Source organism: Imperialibacter sp. (assembly GCF_040222815.1).
Lineage (GTDB): Bacteria > Bacteroidota > Bacteroidia > Cytophagales > Cyclobacteriaceae > Imperialibacter.
Genome location: NZ_JAVKCH010000040.1, coordinates 68,608 through 91,591 on the forward strand (window position 1 = coordinate 68,608; position 22,984 = coordinate 91,591).

22 protein-coding genes are annotated in these 22,984 nt (G+C 47.0%); 8 read left to right on the forward strand and 14 right to left on the reverse strand.

The window, feature by feature from the left end:
• Positions 1-57: 57 nt before the first annotated feature.
• The 3 genes from RIF36_RS19950 to RIF36_RS19960 are packed head-to-tail and all read left to right on the forward strand — an operon-like array spanning position 58 to position 2,332.
• The gene (locus RIF36_RS19950; protein WP_350128078.1) at positions 58-795 is read left to right on the forward strand and encodes a hypothetical protein; all 738 of its coding nucleotides are present in this window, start codon (positions 58-60) and stop codon (positions 793-795) included.
• Positions 796-807: 12 nt separating this feature from the next.
• A complete protein-coding gene (locus tag RIF36_RS19955; protein ID WP_350122368.1) occupies positions 808-1,527 on the forward strand; it encodes a hypothetical protein in 720 nt (239 codons plus the stop codon).
• Positions 1,528-1,549: 22 nt separating this feature from the next.
• Complete coding sequence (locus RIF36_RS19960) at positions 1,550-2,332, forward strand: hypothetical protein (protein ID WP_350128082.1); 783 nt, start codon at positions 1,550-1,552, stop codon at positions 2,330-2,332.
• Between the two features lie 7 nt (positions 2,333-2,339).
• On the opposite strand, the gene RIF36_RS19965 is transcribed toward RIF36_RS19960, so the two are convergent.
• Together RIF36_RS19965 and RIF36_RS19970 are read right to left on the reverse strand one after the other, a co-directional pair.
• Positions 2,340-2,726, reverse strand: coding sequence for a helix-turn-helix domain-containing protein (locus RIF36_RS19965; protein WP_350128085.1), 387 nt, complete (start codon positions 2,724-2,726; stop codon positions 2,340-2,342).
• 17 nt (positions 2,727-2,743) lie between these two features.
• Positions 2,744-3,067 (reverse strand): type II toxin-antitoxin system HigB family toxin, encoded by a 324-nt coding sequence (locus RIF36_RS19970; protein ID WP_350128088.1) that lies wholly within the window; start codon positions 3,065-3,067, stop codon positions 2,744-2,746.
• Between the two features lie 234 nt (positions 3,068-3,301).
• On the opposite strand from RIF36_RS19970, the gene RIF36_RS19975 reads away from it, so the two are divergent.
• On the forward strand, positions 3,302-3,835 hold the full coding sequence (locus RIF36_RS19975) for an NADPH-dependent FMN reductase (RefSeq protein WP_350128091.1): 534 nt from the start codon (positions 3,302-3,304) through the stop codon (positions 3,833-3,835).
• Between the two features lie 194 nt (positions 3,836-4,029).
• On the opposite strand, the gene ftsZ is transcribed toward RIF36_RS19975, so the two are convergent.
• The 12 genes from ftsZ to mraZ form a co-directional block, all read right to left on the reverse strand.
• The gene (ftsZ, locus tag RIF36_RS19980; RefSeq protein ID WP_350122358.1) at positions 4,030-5,604 is read right to left on the reverse strand and encodes a cell division protein FtsZ; all 1,575 of its coding nucleotides are present in this window, start codon (positions 5,602-5,604) and stop codon (positions 4,030-4,032) included.
• Positions 5,605-5,670: 66 nt separating this feature from the next.
• Positions 5,671-6,984, reverse strand: coding sequence for a cell division protein FtsA (ftsA, locus tag RIF36_RS19985; RefSeq protein WP_350077918.1), 1,314 nt, complete (start codon positions 6,982-6,984; stop codon positions 5,671-5,673).
• Positions 6,985-6,991: 7 nt separating this feature from the next.
• Complete coding sequence (locus RIF36_RS19990; RefSeq protein WP_350123843.1) at positions 6,992-7,753, reverse strand: cell division protein FtsQ/DivIB; 762 nt, start codon at positions 7,751-7,753, stop codon at positions 6,992-6,994.
• Positions 7,743-10,253: a UDP-N-acetylmuramate--L-alanine ligase gene (gene murC / locus RIF36_RS19995; protein ID WP_350123846.1), complete on the reverse strand. Its 2,511-nt coding sequence runs from the start codon at positions 10,251-10,253 to the stop codon at positions 7,743-7,745. The genes RIF36_RS19990 and murC overlap by 11 nt, the downstream gene beginning before the upstream one ends.
• A gap of 1 nt (position 10,254) precedes the next feature.
• Positions 10,255-11,421 carry an FtsW/RodA/SpoVE family cell cycle protein gene (locus tag RIF36_RS20000; protein WP_350123849.1) on the reverse strand — a complete coding sequence of 389 codons (1,167 nt, stop codon included), beginning with the start codon at positions 11,419-11,421 and terminating at the stop codon, positions 10,255-10,257.
• Positions 11,418-12,797: a UDP-N-acetylmuramoyl-L-alanine--D-glutamate ligase gene (gene murD / locus RIF36_RS20005; protein WP_350123852.1), complete on the reverse strand. Its 1,380-nt coding sequence runs from the start codon at positions 12,795-12,797 to the stop codon at positions 11,418-11,420. Before murD ends, RIF36_RS20000 begins: the two co-directional genes overlap by 4 nt.
• A gap of 1 nt (position 12,798) precedes the next feature.
• Positions 12,799-13,998, reverse strand: coding sequence for a phospho-N-acetylmuramoyl-pentapeptide-transferase (gene mraY, locus RIF36_RS20010; RefSeq protein WP_350123855.1), 1,200 nt, complete (start codon positions 13,996-13,998; stop codon positions 12,799-12,801).
• 6 nt (positions 13,999-14,004) lie between these two features.
• Positions 14,005-15,468, reverse strand: a complete 1,464-nt coding sequence (locus RIF36_RS20015) for a UDP-N-acetylmuramoyl-L-alanyl-D-glutamate--2,6-diaminopimelate ligase (protein ID WP_350123858.1) — start codon at positions 15,466-15,468, stop codon at positions 14,005-14,007.
• Positions 15,469-17,568, reverse strand: a complete 2,100-nt coding sequence (locus tag RIF36_RS20020) for a PASTA domain-containing penicillin-binding protein (protein WP_350123861.1) — start codon at positions 17,566-17,568, stop codon at positions 15,469-15,471. It abuts the gene before it with no gap.
• Entirely contained in the window at positions 17,565-17,951 is a 387-nt protein-coding gene (locus tag RIF36_RS20025; protein WP_350077902.1) for an FtsL-like putative cell division protein, read from the reverse strand. The genes RIF36_RS20020 and RIF36_RS20025 overlap by 4 nt, the downstream gene beginning before the upstream one ends.
• Positions 17,952-17,958: 7 nt before the next feature.
• Complete coding sequence (gene rsmH, locus RIF36_RS20030; RefSeq protein WP_350077900.1) at positions 17,959-18,870, reverse strand: 16S rRNA (cytosine(1402)-N(4))-methyltransferase RsmH; 912 nt, start codon at positions 18,868-18,870, stop codon at positions 17,959-17,961.
• Positions 18,871-18,881: 11 nt separating this feature from the next.
• Positions 18,882-19,349, reverse strand: a complete 468-nt coding sequence (gene mraZ, locus RIF36_RS20035; protein ID WP_152000733.1) for a division/cell wall cluster transcriptional repressor MraZ — start codon at positions 19,347-19,349, stop codon at positions 18,882-18,884.
• A 445-nt stretch (positions 19,350-19,794) separates the two neighbouring features.
• Here mraZ and RIF36_RS20040 point away from each other — a divergent pair, with 445 nt between their 5' ends.
• The 4 genes from RIF36_RS20040 (at position 19,795) to RIF36_RS20055 (ending at position 22,954) form a co-directional block, all read left to right on the forward strand.
• The gene (locus tag RIF36_RS20040) at positions 19,795-21,015 is read left to right on the forward strand and encodes an alkaline phosphatase family protein (protein WP_350123864.1); all 1,221 of its coding nucleotides are present in this window, start codon (positions 19,795-19,797) and stop codon (positions 21,013-21,015) included.
• A 92-nt stretch (positions 21,016-21,107) separates the two neighbouring features.
• Positions 21,108-21,581, forward strand: a complete 474-nt coding sequence (locus RIF36_RS20045) for a hypothetical protein (RefSeq protein WP_350077896.1) — start codon at positions 21,108-21,110, stop codon at positions 21,579-21,581.
• A gap of 30 nt (positions 21,582-21,611) precedes the next feature.
• Positions 21,612-22,214: a hypothetical protein gene (locus tag RIF36_RS20050; RefSeq protein ID WP_350077895.1), complete on the forward strand. Its 603-nt coding sequence runs from the start codon at positions 21,612-21,614 to the stop codon at positions 22,212-22,214.
• A 146-nt stretch (positions 22,215-22,360) separates the two neighbouring features.
• Positions 22,361-22,954 (forward strand): DUF5071 domain-containing protein, encoded by a 594-nt coding sequence (locus tag RIF36_RS20055; RefSeq protein ID WP_350077893.1) that lies wholly within the window; start codon positions 22,361-22,363, stop codon positions 22,952-22,954.
• Positions 22,955-22,984: the final 30 nt, after the last annotated feature.

Consider the following 22,984-nt stretch of genomic DNA (forward strand, 5'->3'; position numbering starts at 1 on the left):
TTAGCTATTTAACTATCACAGTTGCAGGTATTTTTTGAACCCTCAACAAACTTTTGAATGAAGATACTGAGTCAATTTATCGTTTTGACTGTTCTTGTTGCCACGGCTCTGCAAGCGGAGGCTCAGCGCAAGACCTACCTTGGTTTTGAGTTTGGTCCCAAGCACGAGGTATCCAGAATCATAGGAGGTGGTGATTCAGTCAAAGAATATAAAGAGGATGATGGAATAGTGGGAGGAGTACTATTTGGGCAGGAAATTGGAGAAAAAATTCTCCTTGAAACAGGTTTCTATGCATACAGGTACACAGCAAGAGTTAGTTTGGACAACTACGGCTCAGCAGGGATCAGAGCGTATGGTGCTTCTCAAATTCCGTTCCACCTCAAAGCGCCGATCCCCCTTTTTGGCACCAGGCTAAGGCTTACGCCAGCAGCAGGTTTTTCCGTCGTGTTTCAGAACAACTATGGTAATGATTTTACTAGCAGTGGCACGTCACTCGGCTATTATCCGGATGGTGACTATGTGAGTGTTGGTGCGCCAACAAACTTTAGAAAAGTATTTGTGTTACTTGATGCCGGTCTTTCTCTTGAATGGGAATTCAAAAGCACTTTTATCGTTTATCTTTCTGGCAACTATTTTGGAGGACCTCAAAGAGTAATTGAGTCGGACCTGACATCCAAAACGGGTAGTGAGCCGCTCGAATATGGACAGCTCTACTCCAACGGCAGCTACTTTGCAAAAATACTCGGGGTAAAATTCCCCATCAGCCCGATTTGGCAGTATAAGAAAGGCTCCTAATGTCAACAGGAAATGCAAATATCTAAACTCGCCTTAGTTACATTAGCTGTCGTCACTCTCTCTAAAGAAGTGACTGGGCAGCGTAAGACTTATCTCGGTTTTGAGTTTGGGCCCAAGTATGAGATCATGCAGGTTCCAGCGCACGATGACCAGCTTTACTCAACACCTTATAATAATAGTGTGACGGGAGGGCTTTCTTTCGGCTGGGACTTTGGCAAACGATGGACACTTGAAACGGGATTGTATGGCTACAAGTACCACCATGGTATAGGTGTCAAAGGTACGGCGTATGCCTCTGCTCCTTCCTTTTCTGTGATTCAAGTGCCTCTTCGGGCAAAGCAGAGGTTTTATTTCCTTTCCGATAGATTACAGATCGCTCCATCTGCCGGTGTAGCGTTGATTGTCAGCACAAGTCCAAACTACGTAAATACGGCTGGGTATCATGGTTTCGAAACCGACGATGGATCCACTGGTCTCCGGTACAATGCGACCAACGGCCCTGGCAGAAACACGCTTTTGCTCGAGGTCGGCATTTTATTAGGATGGCAATTCAAAAATCAGTTGATAGTCTACCTAACGGGCAATTACCTGAAAGGGGATAACCAAGTCATAAACTTGGAAGTAGAGTACTGGGTGGATAATCAACCCTCCCGGTCAACAAACGTAAGCTCTACTGGCGACTATCTTAACTCAATGATTGGCATCAAATTCCCTCTTAACTCTTCTCGCTAGCCTAAATAATTAACGAACCTGTATGTTGACTAACTCACAAAAAAGCTTCCTGTCAACGAAATCTCTGTTGTGCAGTGTACTAATATCGTTTTTTGTCTTCAATACGAACTATGTTGTTGGACAGCACAAGACCTACCTCGGCTTTGAGTTTGGACCTAAGTATGAGAAGATTTCTGTTGACGACCCTGGTGGACTGGTTGGAGAAAAGCCGATTTACTACAGTCCTGCAGGCGGATTTATCGTAGGGCAGGAAATCAGCCAGGGGCTCCTATTTGAGACCGGGCTTAATGCCTACAAATACGGAGTGGGCTTCAGGCTGAAAAGTCCTAACGTTGGCTTGATTTCAGGTCAGTCTTATGCGGCCATCCAAATACCTTTGAGGTTAAAATCCAACTTCGGTTTTTTCAGGGAAAGGTTAAAAGCTTCACCATTTATTGGCTATTCGTTTGTGCACAATATGCGGTATGAAATAGACAGAGGATCAACCAATATTGGAGGGCATAGTAGTTCATTTCATGCCGGTGACGAAAGTCGGCTAACAGTGGTGGCAACCCCTGGTCTGAGGAAAAACTATAGTTTGATTGAGGCCGGTGTATCTGTCAGCTGGCAATTCAAAAACAGCTTTGTTCTCTACATCAGTGGCAGCTCTACCAAAGGCTTTAAGAAAATGACAGAAATCGACGGTACTTACCAGATAGGTATTGGGCCGGAACAAACTGCCAAAATCAGATCAAACGGCGACTTCTATAATATGCTGTTTGGCGTGAAGTTTCCTATTAGCCCTGCGTGGCAGTATAAAAGATAATATCGTATTACTTATTCGCCAGTCTGTATTCCTTAATCAAAATCTCCAGGGGGATTTTCAGATGCTCGTGCAAGCGCCGTATCATTGAAACGCTCAATTTACGCTTTCTATTAAGCACCAGAGAAGCTTTTGCTTTATCACCAATGATTTGCCCCAGCTCGGTTTGGTTCATCCCAATTTCTTCCATTGAATATTTGATTGCCTCGATAGGGTCAGGTACTTCGATGTGAAAATGCTTGTTCTCATAGTCCTCAATGAGAATCTCTAGCACTTCAGCACGATCGAAAGCCAGCGAGCCTTTTGGTTGATCAAAAATACCTCTCAATTCCTCCAATGCCCGATGATATTCTGCATCACTTCTTATTGGCCTAACTTGCATTTGCAGATCATTCATACTTCTTTAGTTTAAGTCTAGTACTCCCAAACTGTTTCAGGGTCAATCCTGTCGTACTGGCTATGTGTTCCAATAAAACAGCTATGTGTTCCAATAAAACATATGTATACAGACTGTCGCTCATAGTTAATTTGTACAACCAATCTGTAATCATTTTTATTGATGTTAAATATCACTCTTCCCTTTCCAATTGGTCGGGCGTGAGTAAAACTATTCAATATATCTTCCGGTTTTGTCCACAATGCGCCCTTCACCTTTTCGATCCATAGCTTTATCCCGGTTTCTGTTTCGGGGTGCTTCAGGTAATACGCTTTTAACGTACTCAAGGCTATTATCCTCATTATTTGCAATAAGATTGTTTGCTATTTGCTTCGGAATAGCCACCTGAAAATAGACAAAAGTTTCCAAAAAGGAAACTGTTTTTGGATTTAGCTGGAAAGCCCAAAGAACAATCCACTAAACACTTAGCCAATCATGGGGGTGAAAATCGCAATCGGACTTCTATCTCTGATTTCCTACCTTAGCTCCAGAAACTTTTGCCTCAATCAACTGTTGTAAGGAAAACGAATAAACCATTGTCCAACCCCATCACCATTATCGTCGGCACCAACAGGGAGCCAGCCAACTCCAGGCACATCGCTCAGATATACACCGATATTTTGACCACCAAAGGCGTATCGTCAGAGATCATCGATCTGGCCGACCTGCCTGAAGACTTTATTTTCTCAGCGCTGTACAAAAACAATGGCAAAAACGAGGCGTTCAACCGGTTCCGCCAGCAAATGAAAGACTCGCAGAAGTTTGTGTTCCTGGTGCCGGAATACAACGGATCTTACCCCGGTGTTTTGAAGGCATTCATTGACGGTATGGAGTATCCGGGCACCTTCCGAGGCAAAAAAGCGGCGCTCATCGGTCTCAGCTCAGGAGGACAAGGCGGTGGACTGGCCGTTTCCCATTTCACTGATGTGTTGAATTACTGCGGTACGCACGTATTAGCGTTTAAACCAAAGATGCCCTTTATTGAGAAACACCTTGAGGGGCAGAAGATCACAAACAGTGTCTACCTGAGGGATTTGGAATTGCAGGCAGAGCAGCTGATTGGGTTTTAGGGGGCTTCGTATTGCGAAGGGCTTTACCCTTCGCAGTTGGATACCGCACTTTCAGGGCTTGGAAAGCGCTCAAGGGGACGGTATTCGGTAGAAAATCCGCCGTGCTCAGCCCCGACAAAGTCGGGGCATGAGACAGCTCACAAAAGTTAGACAGGAATAAAACCTTTGCAATTATTAACTGTAAAACAAAAAAACTAATCTACGTTGTCGTGCAGGAAGCGATTATTACCCAAAATCTGGTTGTCGTCATTCAGGTTGAACTTTGAAATCTTCCTTTCAGATGAATGGGGCACGTCCTGTAGTTTCACTTTCTTTCTCATATAAGCCGGTACTTCAAGCTTCTCTTTGAAAGAATCACTATCTAAAGTAGACGGGCTCTTCAGGTTAGCCAGCTTGCGCTCTCTTTCCCTTGCCTGCTCCATCAACTCCACTTTCTTGCTCATTTGATGCGCCGAACCTTCCAGCTCCTCAAGAAAGGCGTCGCCCGGGTCAAGGTCGCTGCCTTCCACTACCTCGTACTCTTCTCCGAATTCAAACAGCCCTTTATCATCGTCGTCCTTTTTCTTAGGAGTTGACGGAGGGGTGTCCTTCTTCTTGAAGTCAAAAACATAAGACCTTTCTTCGGCTTCAGCTTCGTCCTCTTCTCTTATTTCATCCTTCAGCTTCTTGATGACCGGCTCGGTAATTGGCCTTTCAGGTTTTTTGGGCTGGTGCTCAAAAAGATCGATCTGCTTGGCTTTCTCCAGATCGTGTATTTTCTTCTCTGATTTCTCTTCCAGTATCTTCGAAATGGACTCCTGGTCAAAGCCTGTAGCGATGATCGTTACCCTTATACAGTCGCCTAGCTCAGGATCGACACCGTGGCCAAAGATCACTTCAGCATCGTCGCCGGCGGCCTCCTGCATGTACTCAGTAATGGCAGTCAGCTCGTCCATTTGCAGCTCAGCCTGCTCACCGGAAATGATGGAAAGCAAAATTTTCTGCGCACCAAGAATGTTGGTGTTGTTCAACAGCGGTGAAGAAATGGCCTCCTCAGCGGCACGAATGGCCCTGTTGTCGCCACTGGTAACAGCCGATCCCATCACGGCAGCGCCGCTGTTCTTCATTACTGTTTTTACATCCTCAAAATCGACGTTGACATAGCCCGGCACGGTGATAATTTCCGCAATGCCCTTGGCAGCGGTGGTCAACACATTGTCGGCTTTGGAGAAAGCTTCAGATATGGACTGATTGCCATAAATCTCTCTCAGCTTGTCGTTGAGGATCACCAGCACGGTGTCGCAGTTTTCCTTCAGAGCCCTGATGCCTTCTTCGGCTTGCTGCGTCTTCTTTTTGCCTTCGAAAGCAAAAGGAGCCGTCACAATGCCCACCGTGAGGATATCCAGTTCCCGGGCTACCTTGGCGATAACAGGCGCTGCACCAGTACCTGTGCCGCCGCCCATGCCTGCGGTAATAAATATCATGCGGGTGTCTTCACTCAGAAGCTCCCGAATATCTTCTTTACTCTCCAGCGCCGCATTCTTTCCCTTTTCGGGGTTGGCTCCTGCCCCAAGACCGCTGGTTAGGTTGGCACCTATCTGCAGCTTAATGGGTACAGGGCTGCTATTGAGCGCCTGAGAATCGGTATTACAAATGACGAACTCGACGTCTTTGATACCTTGATTAAACATGTGGTTGACAGCGTTGCTGCCACCGCCCCCAACGCCGATCACCTTAATGATCGACTTATGATGCTGGGGTAGATCGAACTTGTATGCGTTTCCTGTCATAACTATAGAAGTTGAGGTGTAGTCCTTTTGTCAGATGGCCCAAAGAAGCCATCCGAAAAAAGCGACCTATTCCATTTTATCGTCAAAATCATCAATCAACATTTTCTTTGTCTTCTCCAGCATATTGTTGAAGAAGTTCTTAGGCACCGTCAAATCCCTGCGGGTGATTGACTTGCCTGCCACTGGCTTGTGCAACGATTTCTCATTGTACCGGTTTTCACGCTCATCGAGGGCCCGGAAGCCACTCAATACAAGGCCAACAGTTGTGGCGTACATTGGGCTTTTCACTGTCTCCAGCTTGCCTTTGCCGAGGTGCTCGTTGGGGTAGCCTATTCTGCTATCCATGCCCGACATGTACTCAAACAACTGCTGCACACACGCCAGCTGGCTACCACCACCGGTAACCACAATGCCTCCTGCCAGCTTGTGCTGGAAGCCTGAGGTAATGATTTCGGTGTGTACCATTTCTATGATCTCCTCCATGCGGGCTTCGATCACATGCGCCAGGTTCTTTACAGAAATCTCCTTGGGGGCACGATTTCTAAGGCCGGGAATAGATATGATTTCGTTAGGATTTGCCTCTTCAGCGATAGCCTTGCCAAACTTGGTTTTCAATAACTCAGCCTGGTGTTCCATCACCATGCAGCCCTGCTTGATGTCGGTCGTCAGTATGTTGCCTCCAAAAGGAATCACAGCCGTGTGGCGAATGATATTGTCGTAGAAGATGGCAATGTCTGTGGTACCGCCACCTATGTCGACCAGGCAAACGCCGGCTTCCTTCTCTTCTTCGCTAAGCACCGCCAGGCTTGACGCCAGCGGCTCAAGGATGAGGTTTTCTATTTCAAGGCCTGCTCTGCGCACGCACTTGTTGATGTTGTTAATAGCGTTCGTCTGTGCCGTGATCACATGGAAATCTGCTTCGAGCTTCACGCCTGACATACCCACGGGATCTTTGATGCCTTCCTCATAATCGACGATGTAGTCCTGGGGCATGACGTGGATGATCTCACTCCCCGGTGGAATCACGATCTTGTACATGTCGTTGGTCAGGCGGTTCACATCCTCCACGGTGATCTCATCGTCGTTGGACTGGCGGGTGATCGAGCCATGGTGGATAGAGCTGCGGATGTGCTGACCGGCAATGCCCACATTCACCACCCGGATGTCGATGCCCGACTGCTCCTCTGCTTCAGCCACGGCCTTTTCAATGGCGCTCACCGTTTTATCGATGTTGGTCACAATACCACGGATCACCCCGTCAGAAACGGCTTTGCCCATGCCCATCACTTCGAGCTTTCCATATTCATTTTTACGGCCCACTATGGCACATATCTTGGTGGTGCCTATGTCGAGGCCAACAATAATTTTATCGTTTTGCATAGGAGTATTATTCACAGACGATTTGGTCTTTATATTTCACGTTCACTTTTTCGTAGGTATTCCAGCCTTTCTCAGGCAGGATTTTGGTATAGAAAATATGGAGTTTACTGAACTTGGTTTCAATGTCCTCCGCTTTTCCGAATTCAATATATTGCTTGGTCACCTGAGGGTAGAGTATCATTTCACCCCCTTTGTCCATCGAAATTTCTGCTATCTGAGCTTTCCAGAACTTGCTGCCCTCCAGGTAGCTCACCATTTCAAAAAGTCCCTTGCCTTGCTCGTCTTCCTCGATCAATGCTTTGTACTTTTTGGAAGAAGGAATTTTCACCAACACCACCCTGGCTGTGTAGTTATCCGAAAGAGGAATCACTTCTCCTGCATCGGTGATATAGGCACCAAAACCTCCGTTGTTGATGATGCGTGCAATTGGTCGCTTCTGGGTAATTTTGGCTTTGATATTGCCTCTCAGATCCCTGAACACCTCGGCTTCTTTCACAAAAGGATGCTTCTCAATCTTCGTTTCAATATTCCTCAGATTGATGTCACTAGCGAATGATCCGGTCAGCACTTCGTTGCCCGGGGCATTGACCAGCTTCCTGATATCGTTCTCGTGGATGAAATAATTTCCCTGGCTGTAGTCAATGTCAATATAGACTTCGCTGAAAGGCTTGTCCTTTTGCTTTTTGCTCACAAAGCCAATCAGCACGAACAACAGGATGCCTCCTGCCACAAAATACACGCCTCTTTTTATTTTTATCTTATGCAGCATAGCTCTTCGTCTTTAAAATTTCCGCCAGCGGCTTCACCATTTTATCAATATCACCTGCTCCTATCGTGAGCAGTACTTCCGGATCGTGGCTCTTCGTCCACGCCAGCAACTCGTCCTTGCTGATCACCTGCTTCCTTGCATGCGAAATTTTGGAAGCAATCATTTCGGCATCTACACCGGGAATAGGCTTCTCCCTTGCAGGGTAAATCGGCAGCAGAATCACCTCATCGGCCATGGAAAGGCTTTCAGCAAACCCATCAGCAAAATCTCTGGTGCGGGTGTACAAATGCGGCTGAAAAATGGCCGTTAGCTCTTTGGAAGGATACAACTCCCTTACTGAGCGAAGAAACTGCCGGATTTCCTCAGGGTGATGCGCATAGTCATCGATAAAAATATGATGATCGTCTTTCAGAATGCTTTCAAACCGGCGCTTCACTCCTTTGTAGCTGGCCACACCCTGTCTGATCGCCTTTTCATCGATGCCTAGTTGTAAGGCCACACCTATGGCTGCGGTCATGTTCTCGACGTTGTGGAAACCAGGCACCTGAAGCCTCAGATCAGTCATTTTGCCTTCAGGATATACCATATCAAAGGCAAACTGCCCTTCGACTACTTTGACATTTTCAGGACGGTAATCAAATGACTCACCGTAATGATTTACAGACGCTCTGCGGGCAGGCAAAATAAGTGTTTGCTGCAGCTTACCCTGGAGGAAGATGCTTCCAGAAGGGATTACCTGCCCGGCAAAAGCGCTGTATGTCTTTATCATTTCTTCAGCAGATCCATAAATATCAAGGTGATCGGGATCGACTGAGGTTATGACGGCTATGTTAGGATGTAGGCGTAAAAAGGATCTATCAAATTCATCTGCCTCTGCCACCAAAAGCGATTCAGGATCGTCAGAAAGCAGCAAGTTGCTGTTGTAATTGGTTGTGATACCTCCAATAAATGCTTCGACCGGCTTGCCAGCCGACTTCAGCAGGTGAGCGATCATGGACGACGTAGTGGTCTTTCCGTGTGTGCCAGCCACCGCTATGGTGAATTTGCTTTTGGAGATTATTCCAAGCACTTCAGAGCGCTTCTTGATGTCAAAGCTCTCTGCCTTGAAGTAACCCCACTCGGTATGATCAACTGGAATGGCTGGGGTCAGCACCACCAGGGTCTTTGCTTTGTCGGCCTTGAAGCTCTCAGGAATCAAAGAGACATCATCCGTAAAATGAATATCGATGCCCTCTTTCTTCAGCTCGTCGGTCAGTGCCGTGGAGGTAAGATCGTAGCCCACTACCTTTTTGCCCTGGTTGTTGAACCATCGAGCCAAGGCACTCATGCCGATACCGCCAATACCGAGGAAGTAAACATTGTCTATATTCCCAAACGGGCGGCTTTCGGTTGCACCCAGTAGCTCCGCCAGCTGATCCACGATGTCTTCCGTAGCCGCAGGCCTGGCCATTGCTTTGATGTTTGCTGAAAGCGTTAGTTGTTTTTCTTTGTCTTTCAAAAGGGCCAGTACTCCCTGCACCAGTTGTTCCCTGGCGTCTATATCTTTAATGGCAATGGCAGCATCTTTCTTCACAAGCGCCATGGCATTGCTTGTTTGGTGATCTTCCGCAACATTTGGCGAAGGCACAAAAATGACAGGCTTACCTACCACGCAGAGTTCTGAAATTGACAGCGCCCCTGCCCTGGAAATCACCACATCGGCAGCAGCATAAGCCTTGTCCATTTCTTTGATGAACTCAAGCAGCACAATGCCGGTCATGTCGAGCGTGGCAGTTTGCTGCTTCATCTGCTCATAGTAAAAACGGCCACACTGCCACAGTACCTGAACGCCCGCCTTTTGGAATTCGGCCAGGCCTGCAAGCACGCTCTCATTCAAAGTTTTAGCACCAAGGCTGCCTCCAAACACCAGCACCACCGGTTTTGTAGCATCAAGTCCGTAGAAAGAAGTGGCTGTTGTTTTTGTAATATTTCCGGCTGTAATATCTTTTCTGATCGGGTTGCCGGTAATGACAAGGTTGTCCTTTGGAAAGAACTTCTCCATGCCTTCATAAGCGACGCATATTTTCTGCACCCGTTTGGCCAACCACTTATTGGTGAGTCCTGCGTATGAATTCTGCTCCTGAATCAGTGATGGAATGCCTTTGGAAGTGGCAGCGTACAACAAGGGCCCGCTGGCATAACCGCCTACGCCTACGACTACGTCAGGCTTGAAGTCGTTGATTATTTTCCTGGATTTCCATACGCTGGAAATGACCTTGAAAGGAAACATGAGGTTGCTGAGCGACAGGCTGCGCTGCAATCCACTGATCCAAAGACCAATGATCTTGAAGCCCGCTTCTGGCACCCGCTGCATTTCCATTTTCCCTTCAGCACCCACAAAGAGGATATCAGCATCGGGGAATCGCTCCCTGAAGGCAGTACCAATAGCGACTGCCGGGAAGATATGTCCTCCGGTGCCTCCTCCACTGATAATGATCCGATATGCTCCTGTCTTTGTCATATTATGCCATTGCGGCGACTTTTCTTTTTCCGTTTCCTTTCACGTCGCTGGGGAACTCATCCAGCTCTCCCCTGCTCACACTCAAGATGATGCCTATTGAAATTCCCATAAACAGCTGCGATGTACCTCCCATGCTCACCAGCGGTAACGGTAGCCCGGTAATTGGCCCCAGCCCCACGGCAACGCCCATATTGATGAAGGCCTGCATGACCAGTGCAAAACTCAGTGCCGCACTTAACAATCCTCCATAGGCTCGTTCACTTTGCATGAACACAATCATGCCCCTATAGAGCAGCGCCAGATAGAGCAGGATCACTGTCACCCCTCCTATCATGCCATATTCCTCGATGATGATGGCATAGATAAAGTCAGAATATGGGTGGGGGAGAAAATTTCTTTGGTCACTCTGTCCCGGGCCTTTGCCAACAATGCCTCCGCTTGCCACAGCGATGTAAGACTGCTGGGCCTGGAAAGGCAGCGTCGATTCGTCAGCCGAAACGAATGCCTGCACCCTGCTAATCACAGTTTGCCCCCGTTGCCCCAGCGTTAATGCCACGGCTCCGGAGAGCGCTCCGATCATGACCAGCATGGCCAGGTATTTCACAGGCACACGGCCAATGAACATAAGCAGCATACAAGTGGCAAAAATGAGAACCGCCGTGGAGAAGTTGGACATGGCAATCAGCCCGCAAATGACACCACACCACAACAGGATGGGGATCAACGACTCTTTGAGTTCTTCTTCGCTTTGTTGCCTCTTCGACAGGATGCTGGCTATAGTCACAAACAAGGCCAGCTTGGCCAGATCCGAAGGCTGGAAAGCCTGATTAATAACGGGAATGGTTAACCACCTGGAAGCTTCATTCATTGTGTTTCCAAACAGGTAGGTAAACATCAGCAAAGGCACCGACACCCATAGGGCGAGCTTTGAAAGCTTGGAATAGTATCTGTAGTCAATTTTATGCGCACCCCAAATGGCCACCAAACTAAGAATGGTTAAAACGGAGTGCTTCACGAGGTAATACTCGGTATCGCCACCCATTTTGGCATAGGCGAGCGTGCCGGTAGCGCTGTACACTACCAGGATGCTCAGTACTGACAAAGCAAGAACGATCGCCCAAATGATTGGGTCGCCTTTAAGGTTGTTCTCTATCCATTCCTTTATCATATGCCTTGCCCCCTTCCTACATGATTTTTTAACTCGACAACCGCATCTTTGAACTGCTCGCCACGATCCTCGTAGTTTCTGAACAGATCGAAGCTGGCGCAAGCCGGAGACAGCAGCACCACATCGCCCGGTGCCGACAAATCTGCCCCCCAACGGGCGGCGTCATTTACCGATTGTGTCTGCCTGATGACAGCCACCTTGCCAGTGAAGTAGTCCGTCAGCTTGGTATTGTCTTTTCCCAAACAGATCAGGGCTTTTACCTTGTCTTTTACCAAGGCCTCTATCCTATCGTAGTCGTTGCCTTTGTCGAGGCCTCCAGCAATCCACACGATGGGAGCCTCGATGCCTTCCAGAGCATAGTAAACAGAGTCTACATTGGTGGCTTTGGAGTCGTTGATGAACAGCACATCGTCTATTGTCGCCACTTTCTCCAGGCGGTGAGGTGCATTTTTGAATGTTTTGAGTGCCTTCACCACTTTTTCCATGGGGGCTTCCATGGTTAGCGTTGTCAAAACCGCCGCCATGGAGTTGACCATATTATGCTTGCCGATGAGCGACACCTGGTTAACAGGAATTTTGTGCGCTTTTTTCTTCGACTCTATATTGAACACCAGATGGTCTTCGTCGAGGAAAGCCCCGTTTTTCACATTCTCAACCAAAGAGATAGCGAAAATAGACGCTTCCACATTTCTTCTGGCCAGCTCCTCCTCAATAGGCCCTTTGTCAGCGAAATAGATGAAGCACTCTTCATGGGTCATTTTCTCGATGATCCTGAATTTGCTATTGACATATTTTTGGAAGCTATAGTCGTACCTATCGAGGTGGTCAGGCGTGATGTTGAGCAGAATGGCCACGTCAGGCTTGAACGTATTCATACCGTCGATCTGGAAGCTGCTAACCTCCAGCACGTAGATGTCAAAACTGTCTTTAATTACCTGACGGGCAAAGCTGTGGCCTACATTGCCGGCCAAGCCCACGTTATAGCCTGCTTCCTTCAGTAAATGGTAAGTAAGCAGGGTTGTTGTTGTTTTTCCGTTGGTGCCGGTAATGGCTATTGTCTTCGCTTTTGTGTATCTCGAGGCGAATTCTATCTCGTCGATGATTTCAATACCCTTTTCTCTGGCTTTCTTTACGATGTCCACCTTGTCGGCGATGCCGGGGCTCTTGATGATCAGGTCAGCTTCCAGGATTTGCTTGACTGTGTGCTTCCCTTCTTCAAACTCAATTCCGGCAGCGTTGAGATCCTTACGATAGCGTTCTTTCAGCACGCCGCCGTCAGACACAAACACATGGAATCCTTTGTGCTGCGCCAGCAATGCTGCGCCCACACCGCTTTCACCAGCCCCCAAAATGACGATATTTTTCACTGCTTCCATCTTAGCGTAGTTTGAGGGTTACAAGTGAGAAAATGGCCAGCAAAATGCCGATGGTCCAGAAGCGGGCCACAATCTTGGCCTCGTGAATACCTTTCTTTTGGTAGTGATGATGCAATGGAGACATCAGGAAAACTCTCTTTCCTTCTCCGAATTTCTTTTTGGTATACTTGAAATAGCTTACCTGAATAACCACCGATAGGTTTTCCACTACGAAAATGCCGCACATGAAAGGGATCAGCAGCTCTTTTCTCACAATAATGGCCAACACAGCGATGATACCACCAAGGCTCAGGCTACCCGTGTCACCCATAAATACTTGAGCGGGATAGGCATTGTACCACAAAAAGCCGATGCACGCTCCGACCAGGGCGGTACAGAAAATCACCAGCTCGCCCGAGTTGGGGATGAACATCACGTTCAGGTACTGAGAGAAAGTGACGTTACCGGAAACGTAAGCGAAAATCGCCAGCGTTAATGCGATAATGGCAGAAGTGCCAGCTGCAAGACCATCGACACCATCGGTGATGTTGGCGCCGTTGGAAACGGACGTGAAGATGAACACTACCAACAGCACATAAAGTACCCAATCGAACTGGCCAAGGAATCCGAAAAGCGAGTGATAGTCGAGCTCGTTGTCCTTGATGAATGGAATGGTCGTTATCAATGCCTTCACATCGCTGAACGAGGAAATGATTTGACCGTTCACTGATTTGTAGGTGAACTCACGGACTGTTACGTCGTCGTTAAACACCAAAACCAGGCCTACAAGCAGGCCCACACTTACTTGACCGATGATTTTGAATTTTCCGGCCAGCCCGTCTTTGTTTTTCTTTTTGAGCTTAAGGTAGTCGTCCAAAAAGCCAATCGATCCCATGCTGATGGCTGTGACCAGCATAAGTATGATGTAAATATTTTCCAGCTGAGCAAACAGCAACGTAGGAATAACGATGGCCATGATGATGATGATGCCCCCCATCGTTGGAGTGCCTTTCTTCTCCATTTGTCCCTGGAGGCCCAGGTCCCTGATTTCTTCGCCAAGCTGGTATTTGCGGAGCATGCCGATGAGATACTTGCCAAAGGTGACCGTGATTAGCAGAGAAATGAGCGCAGCCATGCCGGCCCTGAAGGAAATGAAGCGAAAAACGCTTGCACCCATCAGGTTGAACTCACTTTCCAGATAATCAAACAAGTAATACAGCATACTTGGCTATTCACTAAAAGCTTTTAAAACTTCGGTCACTACTTTTTTATCGTCAAAAGGGTGCTTCACACCCTGAATCTCTTGGTACGTTTCATGCCCCTTGCCAGCCACCAGCACAATGTCTCCCGGATGTGAGATGCTAATCGCTGTTTTGATAGCCTCTTTCCGGTCTGGCACTACCAACGTTTTTCGGTAGTTGCTTGGGCCTACGCCCGTTTGCATATCTTTAATGATCTCCATTGGATCCTCAAACCTTGGGTTGTCCGATGTAAGGATCACCTTATCGCTAAGCTGGCAAGAAATGGCGGCCATGAGCGGCCGCTTCGTCCTGTCACGGTTGCCGCCGCAGCCTACTACCGTTACCACTGTTTCGTTGCCTGTGCGGAAACTTTTGATCGTCTTCAACACGTTTTCCAGCGCATCAGGTGTGTGTGCGTAGTCGACTATTGCAACAATGCCAGTAGTTGATGGCACAAGCTGGAACCTCCCTCTAGCCGGATCCACATCAGAGAGTTGTGTGAGCACTTCCTCCGTCGGCTCATCGAGCAACACTGCCGTTCCATACACAGCCAGCAGGTTGTAGGCATTGAAGTCGCCTACCAGCTTGAACCATACGTCTATATTGTCGATTTGCAGCTCAAGGCCCTGAATGGAATTGCTCAAAACCTTCGCTCTGAAATCACTCATGTGCTTCAGTGAGTAGCTCTTCTTCGCAGCTTTTGTGTTTTGGAGCATGATAGCTCCCCGCTTATCGTCTTCGTTCACCAGGGCAAACGCTGAAGACGGAAGCCCATCAAACAGCATTTTCTTGGCTTTGATATACTCATCAAAAGTGCCGTGGTAGTCGAGGTGATCGTGGCTGATATTGGTAAACACTGCACCAGCGAACTGCAATCCAGCCACCCTGTGTTGCACAATGGCATGAGAACTGGCTTCCATGAAGCAGTGTGTGCAGCCCTGATCGGCCATGTCTTTCAACAGGCTGTTTAGCGCAATGGCATCAGGTGTTGTATGTGTAGCCGGAAGCACTTCTTCCCCGATCTTGTTTTCTACGGTCGATAGCAGTCCCGATTTGTAACCCAGCTTGCCAAACAATTGGTGAAGAAGGGTGACTGTCGTCGTTTTTCCATTAGTGCCAGTTACTGCAACCAGCTTGAGTCTGGAAGACGGGCTCCCATAAAAATTGGAGGCGATAAAACCCAGCGCCCTGGCCGAGTTGTCGACCTTAACATACGTAACTGTGTCGAGCAGCTTCGTTGGCAGGTCTTCACAAACCACCACACTGGCTCCTTTGGCTATCGCCTGATCTATATATTGATGACCATCAGTTTGGGTTCCACGAACAGCAATAAATAAGCAGCCCTGCTTCGACTCTCTTGAGTCGAAGCAGATGCCGCCTAAGTCAGTATTCATATCACCTGCAACTGAGATTAGGTTAGTCTTGTATAATATGTCTTTTAACAGGGCCATTTAGCCTAGCTTGATTTTAATTTCACTTCCTTCCGAAACCCTTGTTCCGGCCATTCTCGACTGGCTTTCGACCCTTCCATCTCCTTCTATCCGCACCTTAAGACCCGCATTTTCTAAAACAAAAAGAGCATCCCTCAAAGTCATTCCGGCCACGTCAGGCACAAGGCCCTCTTTTACCTTGTTGGCTGTCCAGCCAATGCTCTTGCCCACAAGTCTCGTCTTCACCCATTCTTCGTCATCGGCCATTTCGTGGTTCGAAACGCCAAATTCGTTGCAGATCATCGACAGCTCTGGCAAAAAACCTGCTCTAACGACCGGAAACACTTCCGTTTGATAGGCAACTGCAGGCCGGTATTCTTTGTGCACGTCTATGTCCTGCGAGTAGATTTTGTCAGCAATTTCCTTGAAAACTGGAGCGGCCACGTCGCTACCATAAATCCGGTAGTTCTTAGGGTTGTCAATCACCACTATGCAGCTGTATTTGGGCGCATCGGCCGGGAAATAGCCAGCAAACGATGCGTAGTACTGGTTGACGTATTTCCCGTTGACGTACTTCTTGGCTGTGCCTGTTTTGCCGGCGATCTTATAGTGGGTTCCGTTGATATTGGAAGCGGTGCCTCTTTCCACAACCCCCTCAAGGAGCTCTCTCAAATTCGCCAGCGTTTCTTTAGAACAAATCCTTTTATTGATGACCCTTGGTTCAAATTCTTCCACCACCTTGTCGGCCTTGCGCACCGACCTTACTATAATAGGTGTGATCATTTTTCCATCGTTGGCTACGGCATTGAACATGGTGAGTGTTTGCAGGGGCGTAAGCTTGAGCTCATAGCCATGCGAAATCCAGGGCAATGAAATACCACTCCAGGAAGAGTCGGAGGGTGATTTAATGTAGGGCTTACCTTCACCGGCCATTTGGAAGCCGAGAGGCTGGCCAACGCCCATTTCCTTTACAAAATCGATAAACTCTGATGGCTTCTTTCCGAAATGTTCTACTACCAGTTTAGCAATACCGATATTGGAAGAAGATTCGAACACCTGCTTCACGGTAATGGTGCCATATCCACCCGGCTTGTGATCCTTCATTACCTGGTTGTAAAACTTATACTCGCCGTTGCCTGTCTGCACGGTGTCGGTCAGCTTCAGATCGGTTTCTTCCAGCAGCGCCATCATAGAGGCCAGCTTGAAGGTTGAACCAGGCTCCACAGCCCCCTGGCTACCTACGGCATAGTTGTAGCGCTCCCAGTAGTTGCCCTCAGGGTTCTTGCTGAGGTTCGACATGGCCTTGATCTCGCCTGTTTTCACCTCCATCAGCACCACGCTGCCATAATCGGCATTGTGGTCGGTCAATGCGGCCAAAAGTGCCGACTCGGCCATGTCCTGCAAATTGACATCTATGGTCGTTTCAATATCCAGACCGTCTTTGGCTTTCACTTCAGTGCCGTCGAATACGGGCCTCCAGCTACCTGCCATCTTCTGGAAAAGTGCTTTCCCATCAATGCCACCGAGCTGGTTATTGAAGCTGTACTCCAAACCAACAGTGCCTTTTTCGGTTTCATCCACACTACCGATGGTTCTGTAGCCCAGGGTAGAAAATGGATGGTATCTCTTTTCTACTTTTTCAAAAATGATTCCGCCTCTGTTCCGTCCTTCCCGGAAAATAGGCCACTCCTGAATTTTCTTCTTCTGCTGATAGTTGATCTCAGCCCTACTCAGCAACAGGTATTGTCTTTTGTCTTTTCTGGCCTCAAGTATTCTTCTGCGATATTCCTTCGCAGAGTTGTCTTTAAAAGTCTTTGACAGTAAATAGGCCAGTGAGTCAAGGTTTTTCTTCAGCAACTCGTCGCTTGGCTGCGAAGGGTCGAAAGCCACCTTGAAAAAAGGCAAAGAGGTGGCAAGCAAGCTGCCATTGTCGGAATAGATATTGCCTCTGGTGGCTTTCACCGGCAAATAGCGAAGGCTGATTTGCTCTGCCATCTTATTCCACTTGTCGCCTTGAATACGCTGTAAATAGAAAATACGGTATACCACCGCTCCTGCGAAAAGAACGACCAATAAAAAGGCCACCCGGACTCTCAGCAATATGGAGCTCTTAATATTCAATCTATTCGGCGTTTATACTCATCTTCTTTTACTACTATCTTATAAGGAGGTATTCTTGTCTCCTGCAATCCTACTTTCTTCACTTTTCTGGCCACTTCTGATTGTTTGCTCGCAAACATGTATTCAGATTTCAGCGTAGTGAAGTCTGCTCTCAAGTCCTCTACTTCAGCTTCCATGTTGTCGATCTTTCTGATCGTTCTGTCAGAAAAATGCCTGTTGCCAATGTAGATAATGCCCATTACAGTAATGAAAAGGGCATAGGGCGTAAAACGTGCCGGAAGCGTATCGTCCAGCACACCTTCCAGTTTGAGCCAACGGCTAAGCACCGCAAAGGGTCCTTTGCCACCGGGCTCATTTTTACTGTTTCTTACTCTATTTTCCATTTTCCAACTACTTCTTTTCTGCTATTCTCAGCTTGGCACTTCGTGCCCTGCTGTTCCTGGCTATTTCTTCTTCGTCTGCGACAATTGGCTTGCGGTTAATTGGCTCCAACGGCCTGACCACATTGCCATAAAAATCTTTTTCATCGGTGCCTTCAAAGTTGCCCTTGTTGATGAAGTTCTTGGCCAACCTGTCTTCCAGCGAGTGGTACGACATCACCACCAGCCTTCCGCCGGGCTTCAATACTTCAGCACATTGCCCCAGCATTTCCTCCAGCACCTGCATCTCCTCATTCACCTCCAGCCTGATGGCCTGGAACAGCTGCGCAAAAAACTTGGCCTCCTTGCCTCTGGGTGCGAACCTGGCTACCGCCTCCTTCAACTGCTCTATCGTTTCCAGGGGCTTGTTCACCCTGTAGGCCGTAATGGCCCTTGCTATCTTCATCGGCTGGTTCAGTTCTCCGTACATGCCGAAGATCTTAGCCAAATCCCTTTCTCCGTATTCATTCAGGACCTCTTTGGCCGACACCTCGCTGTTCACGTTCATTCGCATGTCGAGTGGGCCCTGAAAGCGGGTACTGAAACCTCTTTCCGGCACGTCGATCTGGTGCGACGAAATGCCCAAATCGGCCAGAATACCATCCACCGCCGTTACGCCGTAGAACCTGAGGTATTTCTTCAGGTTGCGGAAATTGCTCGGCACAAATGTGAAAGAACGTTTGTCAAACCCTTCGGCATTGACTTTGGCATCAGCATCCTGATCAAATCCATATAAGTGTCCGGTGGTCAGCTTTTCCACTATCGCTCTCGAATGTCCGCCGCCGCCAAAAGTCACATCGACATAAATACCATCAGGTTGAATAGCCAAACCATCCAGGCATTCTTTGAGCATCACCGGTATGTGGTAGTTTTCCTGGGCCATAGGCATGTGGATTATTCGTCCAGCAGCTTTTGCGCCAATTGGGAATACTCTTCGGGATTGTTGATCAAATGCTTTTGATATACCCCAGGATCCCAAATCTCAATGCTGGAACCTACTCCTACCACCATCGCCTCCTTTTCAAGAGAAGCGAATTTCATAAAGGTCTTAGGGATTAGTATTCGGCCAGCGCTGTCCATCTCTATCTGGGCGATGCTTCGGAAAAAATTCCGTTTCAGGGCCCTGTTCTCAGGAAGGAATTCGTTGAGCGAAGAAATCTTCGACTGGATCTTTTTGAATTCACCCATTGGGTACAAGATCAGGTTAGGCTCAAATCCCATCCTCAGCACAAGCTCATTCGCCGGCTGACCGGGAGCAGACGCTCCGGGAGCTTCGGGAAGATTGACCTTAATGCGGGCTGGAAGAACCAGCCTGCCCTTGGCATCAATCTTACATTCGAATTCGCTAGTAAAGAATGACATAATGGATTACAGGAAAAACTACAGCAACACTTTCAACAAATGTAATAAAATTATGACACTTCCAACCACTCTCTCCCACTTTCTTACACTTTTCTAGCAAAAAGTAGAAAAATTCCCACTTTTACCCACTATCGGCCACACAGTTTACCACCATGCGCATGTAATGAATGGGCGTCAAAGCGATAAAAAAGGCGGGAAACAGAAAATCAAATGCCTATTAACCAGCCAGATATGACCTAAATAATTGAAATGCGGGAGGAGCAAACGCAGGTTTGTGCCTACTGCCGGGCCACGAGAAATGGGGAAGAAAGTGGTGGGAGAAAGTGGGAGGCACCGGCGATCATCGACTAAAAAATTGGCGTTTAGCCGCTAACCGATGGTCAATTATTGAAGCAATTCACCGTTACTCTCCTTACCTTGTCACTCCACTATTCGCTGAGTTGATATGAAAAATTTGCTGGTCTGTCTTGTGTTCATCGTGGCTTCCGCCGATGCCTTTTCTCAAAAAGTGGTGTTCGTCATTATCGACGGCGTAGAGGCAGAAGTCTTTGAAAGAGTTGCCACTCCCAATATGGATGCCATCGCCAAAACCGGCGGCTATACCCGTGCCTATGTGGGAGGCGAAAGAGGTGGCTATTCAGAAACGCCCACCATTTCAGCTCCTGGCTACAACAACCTGATAACCGGCACCTGGGGCAACAAACACAACGTGTGGGGCAACAGCATCAAAAAGCCCAACTACAATTATTGGTCAGTGTATCGATTTATCGAAGAGCTCGCACCAGAAAAAGAAACGGCCATCTTCTCTACCTGGCTCGACAACCGTACCAAGCTGGTAGGTGAAGGGCTGGAAGCTGCCGGAAAAGTAATGATTGACTACCATTTCGATGGTTTTGAGTTAGATGAAAAAGCCTTTCCACATGACAAGGAAAGGCTTTTCATGCACAGCATTGACGAGCATGTTGTGAATGAAGCCAGCCGCTACATCAAAGAAAAAGGCCCGGACTTTTCGTGGGTATATCTGGAATACACCGACGACATGGGACACGCCCACGGCAACACTGAAAAAACGGATGAGGCCATTCGCATGGCAGACGACCAAATGGGTAGAATCTGGGAAGCCATTCAGTATCGGCAAAAGGAGAAAGGCGAGCAATGGATGATGTTCATTACCACTGACCATGGGCGAAGTGCAGAATCAGGCGGCAAAGACCATGGCGGGCAATCGGACAGGGAGCGCACCACCTGGATGGTGATGGGTGGCGGACAGCCCAATGCCTATTTCACTAAAGAGCAGAACGCCATTGTGGACATACTGCCAACAGCGTTGCGTTTTATGGGAATTGAGCGGACAAAAGAAAGGATGTATGAGCTGGATGGAGTGCCACTTTCAGGATCGGTGTCGGTTTACAACCCGGGTGCAACATTGGCAGACAACAAAATCAAGCTGACCTGGAAGGCCATTGACAAAGCCGGGGAAGTGAAAATTCTGCTGGCCACAACCAACAACTTTGAAACTGGCGGAACCGACACTTACACCGAAATAGGGTCAGTGAAAGCAGGCAAAGAAGGCTTTGAAATAGACCTGAAGAAATACCCTTCCAATTTTTACAAAGTGGTGATAGAGGGGAAGTACAATAGTGTGGGGAGGTGGGTGAAGAGGTAGGCGACACCACTTTTATCACTAGGGCTTAATAAAATGCCGCAGGCTGAGCGCAGCAAGGAATTGTTCGAATGTTATCAGCAATATATGCATACATGATGAAAAAACTTCCCCTTCTTATCGTCCTAATTCAACTAGGAACCTACTCTGTCATTGCCTGTAGTTGCAGCAAGCCGGACAGGCTTTCAAAAAAGATGCTAACAGAGGAACAGATTGTTTTTATTGGTCGTGTCATTGAGGTGAGTTACATCGATGACTACACTATGAAAACTACATTTGAGTTGGAAGAGAACTTAACGTACATGGAACTTAGTGATACTGTCACAATATGGTCAGGACGTGATTGTGAACCGCATTTCATATCTGGTGAGAGATGGTATGTTTTCCCAAACTTGTATGAAGACAAACACTGGTCAGGACTATGCAGTCGCAGTGCACAACTAACGGACAGGACAATTCCTGAAAATCCTTATAAGGACAGGTATCGAAGACTAGCTCAGCGTGATTTCAACAAGAATCAGCGAAGAGCTCAGCGTGAAATAAAATTCCTAAGAAAGAATAAAAGCTGATAACAACTAACGTTTTAAGTAATCACCTACATGAAGAACATTCTACTCCTATCAACTCTTAGCATTTTCGGACTAACTCTGAAAGCTCAGAAAGTTGATTTAGAATCTATTTACACTTCTGTTGAGATTAGATTTAACATGAAACTTGATACAGTAAATCTATGTGATTCATACATTCTAAACGGAATACCATATACGGAAGAAGATTTCAGGTCTGAACTTCGAAAGTATAGAAAATTCGAAATCAAATTCACAGCTATTGCTGACTTGTCAAAAACTACATTTTTCCACCAGAACTGTGACTATGTGATTTTGGTAGGTGCTGGAGAATATAATCAATCTAAAGAGTCAAAACTTAAAGAACTTGATTCGATTCGTTCGAACCTGAATAAGAATTTACCGGAACTTGTAATTCGGGACTACATATGTGAAAGTTGTAAGCAGGTAGTTGTGGACGGAACACCTATAGGAATGTATGAAGCTCGAACTTTAGTGAACGAACTAAAACCAAAGAATATAGATTTTATCGTTTCCTATGAATCTGCAAATCCCAGAATATTTGGAAGGAACTCTGTTAACGGACTAACGGAAATCTTCCTAAAAAAGAAAGCTGATAACAACACCTATGAATGAATGGGGTTTTATCAGTCAAGATACTTTGGCGGTTCTTGAAAGTCCACCACTATTAATAAATTTAAACAAAGAGAAGCTAAGCACTAACGGAAACTAAACCGCATAAAACTCCCACACTCATTTTATCGAGGTTAGCAACAAGTGAAATGAAACTCTATCAAAAACTTAAAAATAGAATTGATTGGAATGAACCCGTTGAACTTCAGTTAGAACGTTTGGCAGAGTTTGACAATATCACTAACGAAGAGATTGAAGAGTTAGCTCAAACATGCCATAAGTCAACGGAAGCAGGAATTCTTCTTGAGTATTTGGGACATGAAAGGTTAATGCCATATTTACATCTATTCCTTGAATTTCTTCAAGATATGAACTGGCCGGCCGCAGGTGGCGCCTCAAAGATGTTGACAAAAGCTGGAAAGGTCATTATTCCAGAAATAAGAAGGGTTTTTCAAGAAGTCAATAATGACCAAATATGGCATTATTGGATATTGCTAGGGATCGTTCAATATTTTGAAAAAGAACTGATTCTAGAAATGAAAGCGGATTTGATAGAATTAATTTTAAGGGCTGACAAAGATGGTGCTTCAATTCAGGCTCTACGGATTTTAAAAGAGAAACAAATATTATCCTCGGAAGAAGTAGAAAATCGGTATTGTTACTTGCTTGACAAATACAGTGGTGATTTGTATTGGACAAACGGTTTAAATGAAGAAATAAAGCCAGTTGCTAACAAAACCTAAACTGTTAGCCAAATGAAAAACGCACCTGCT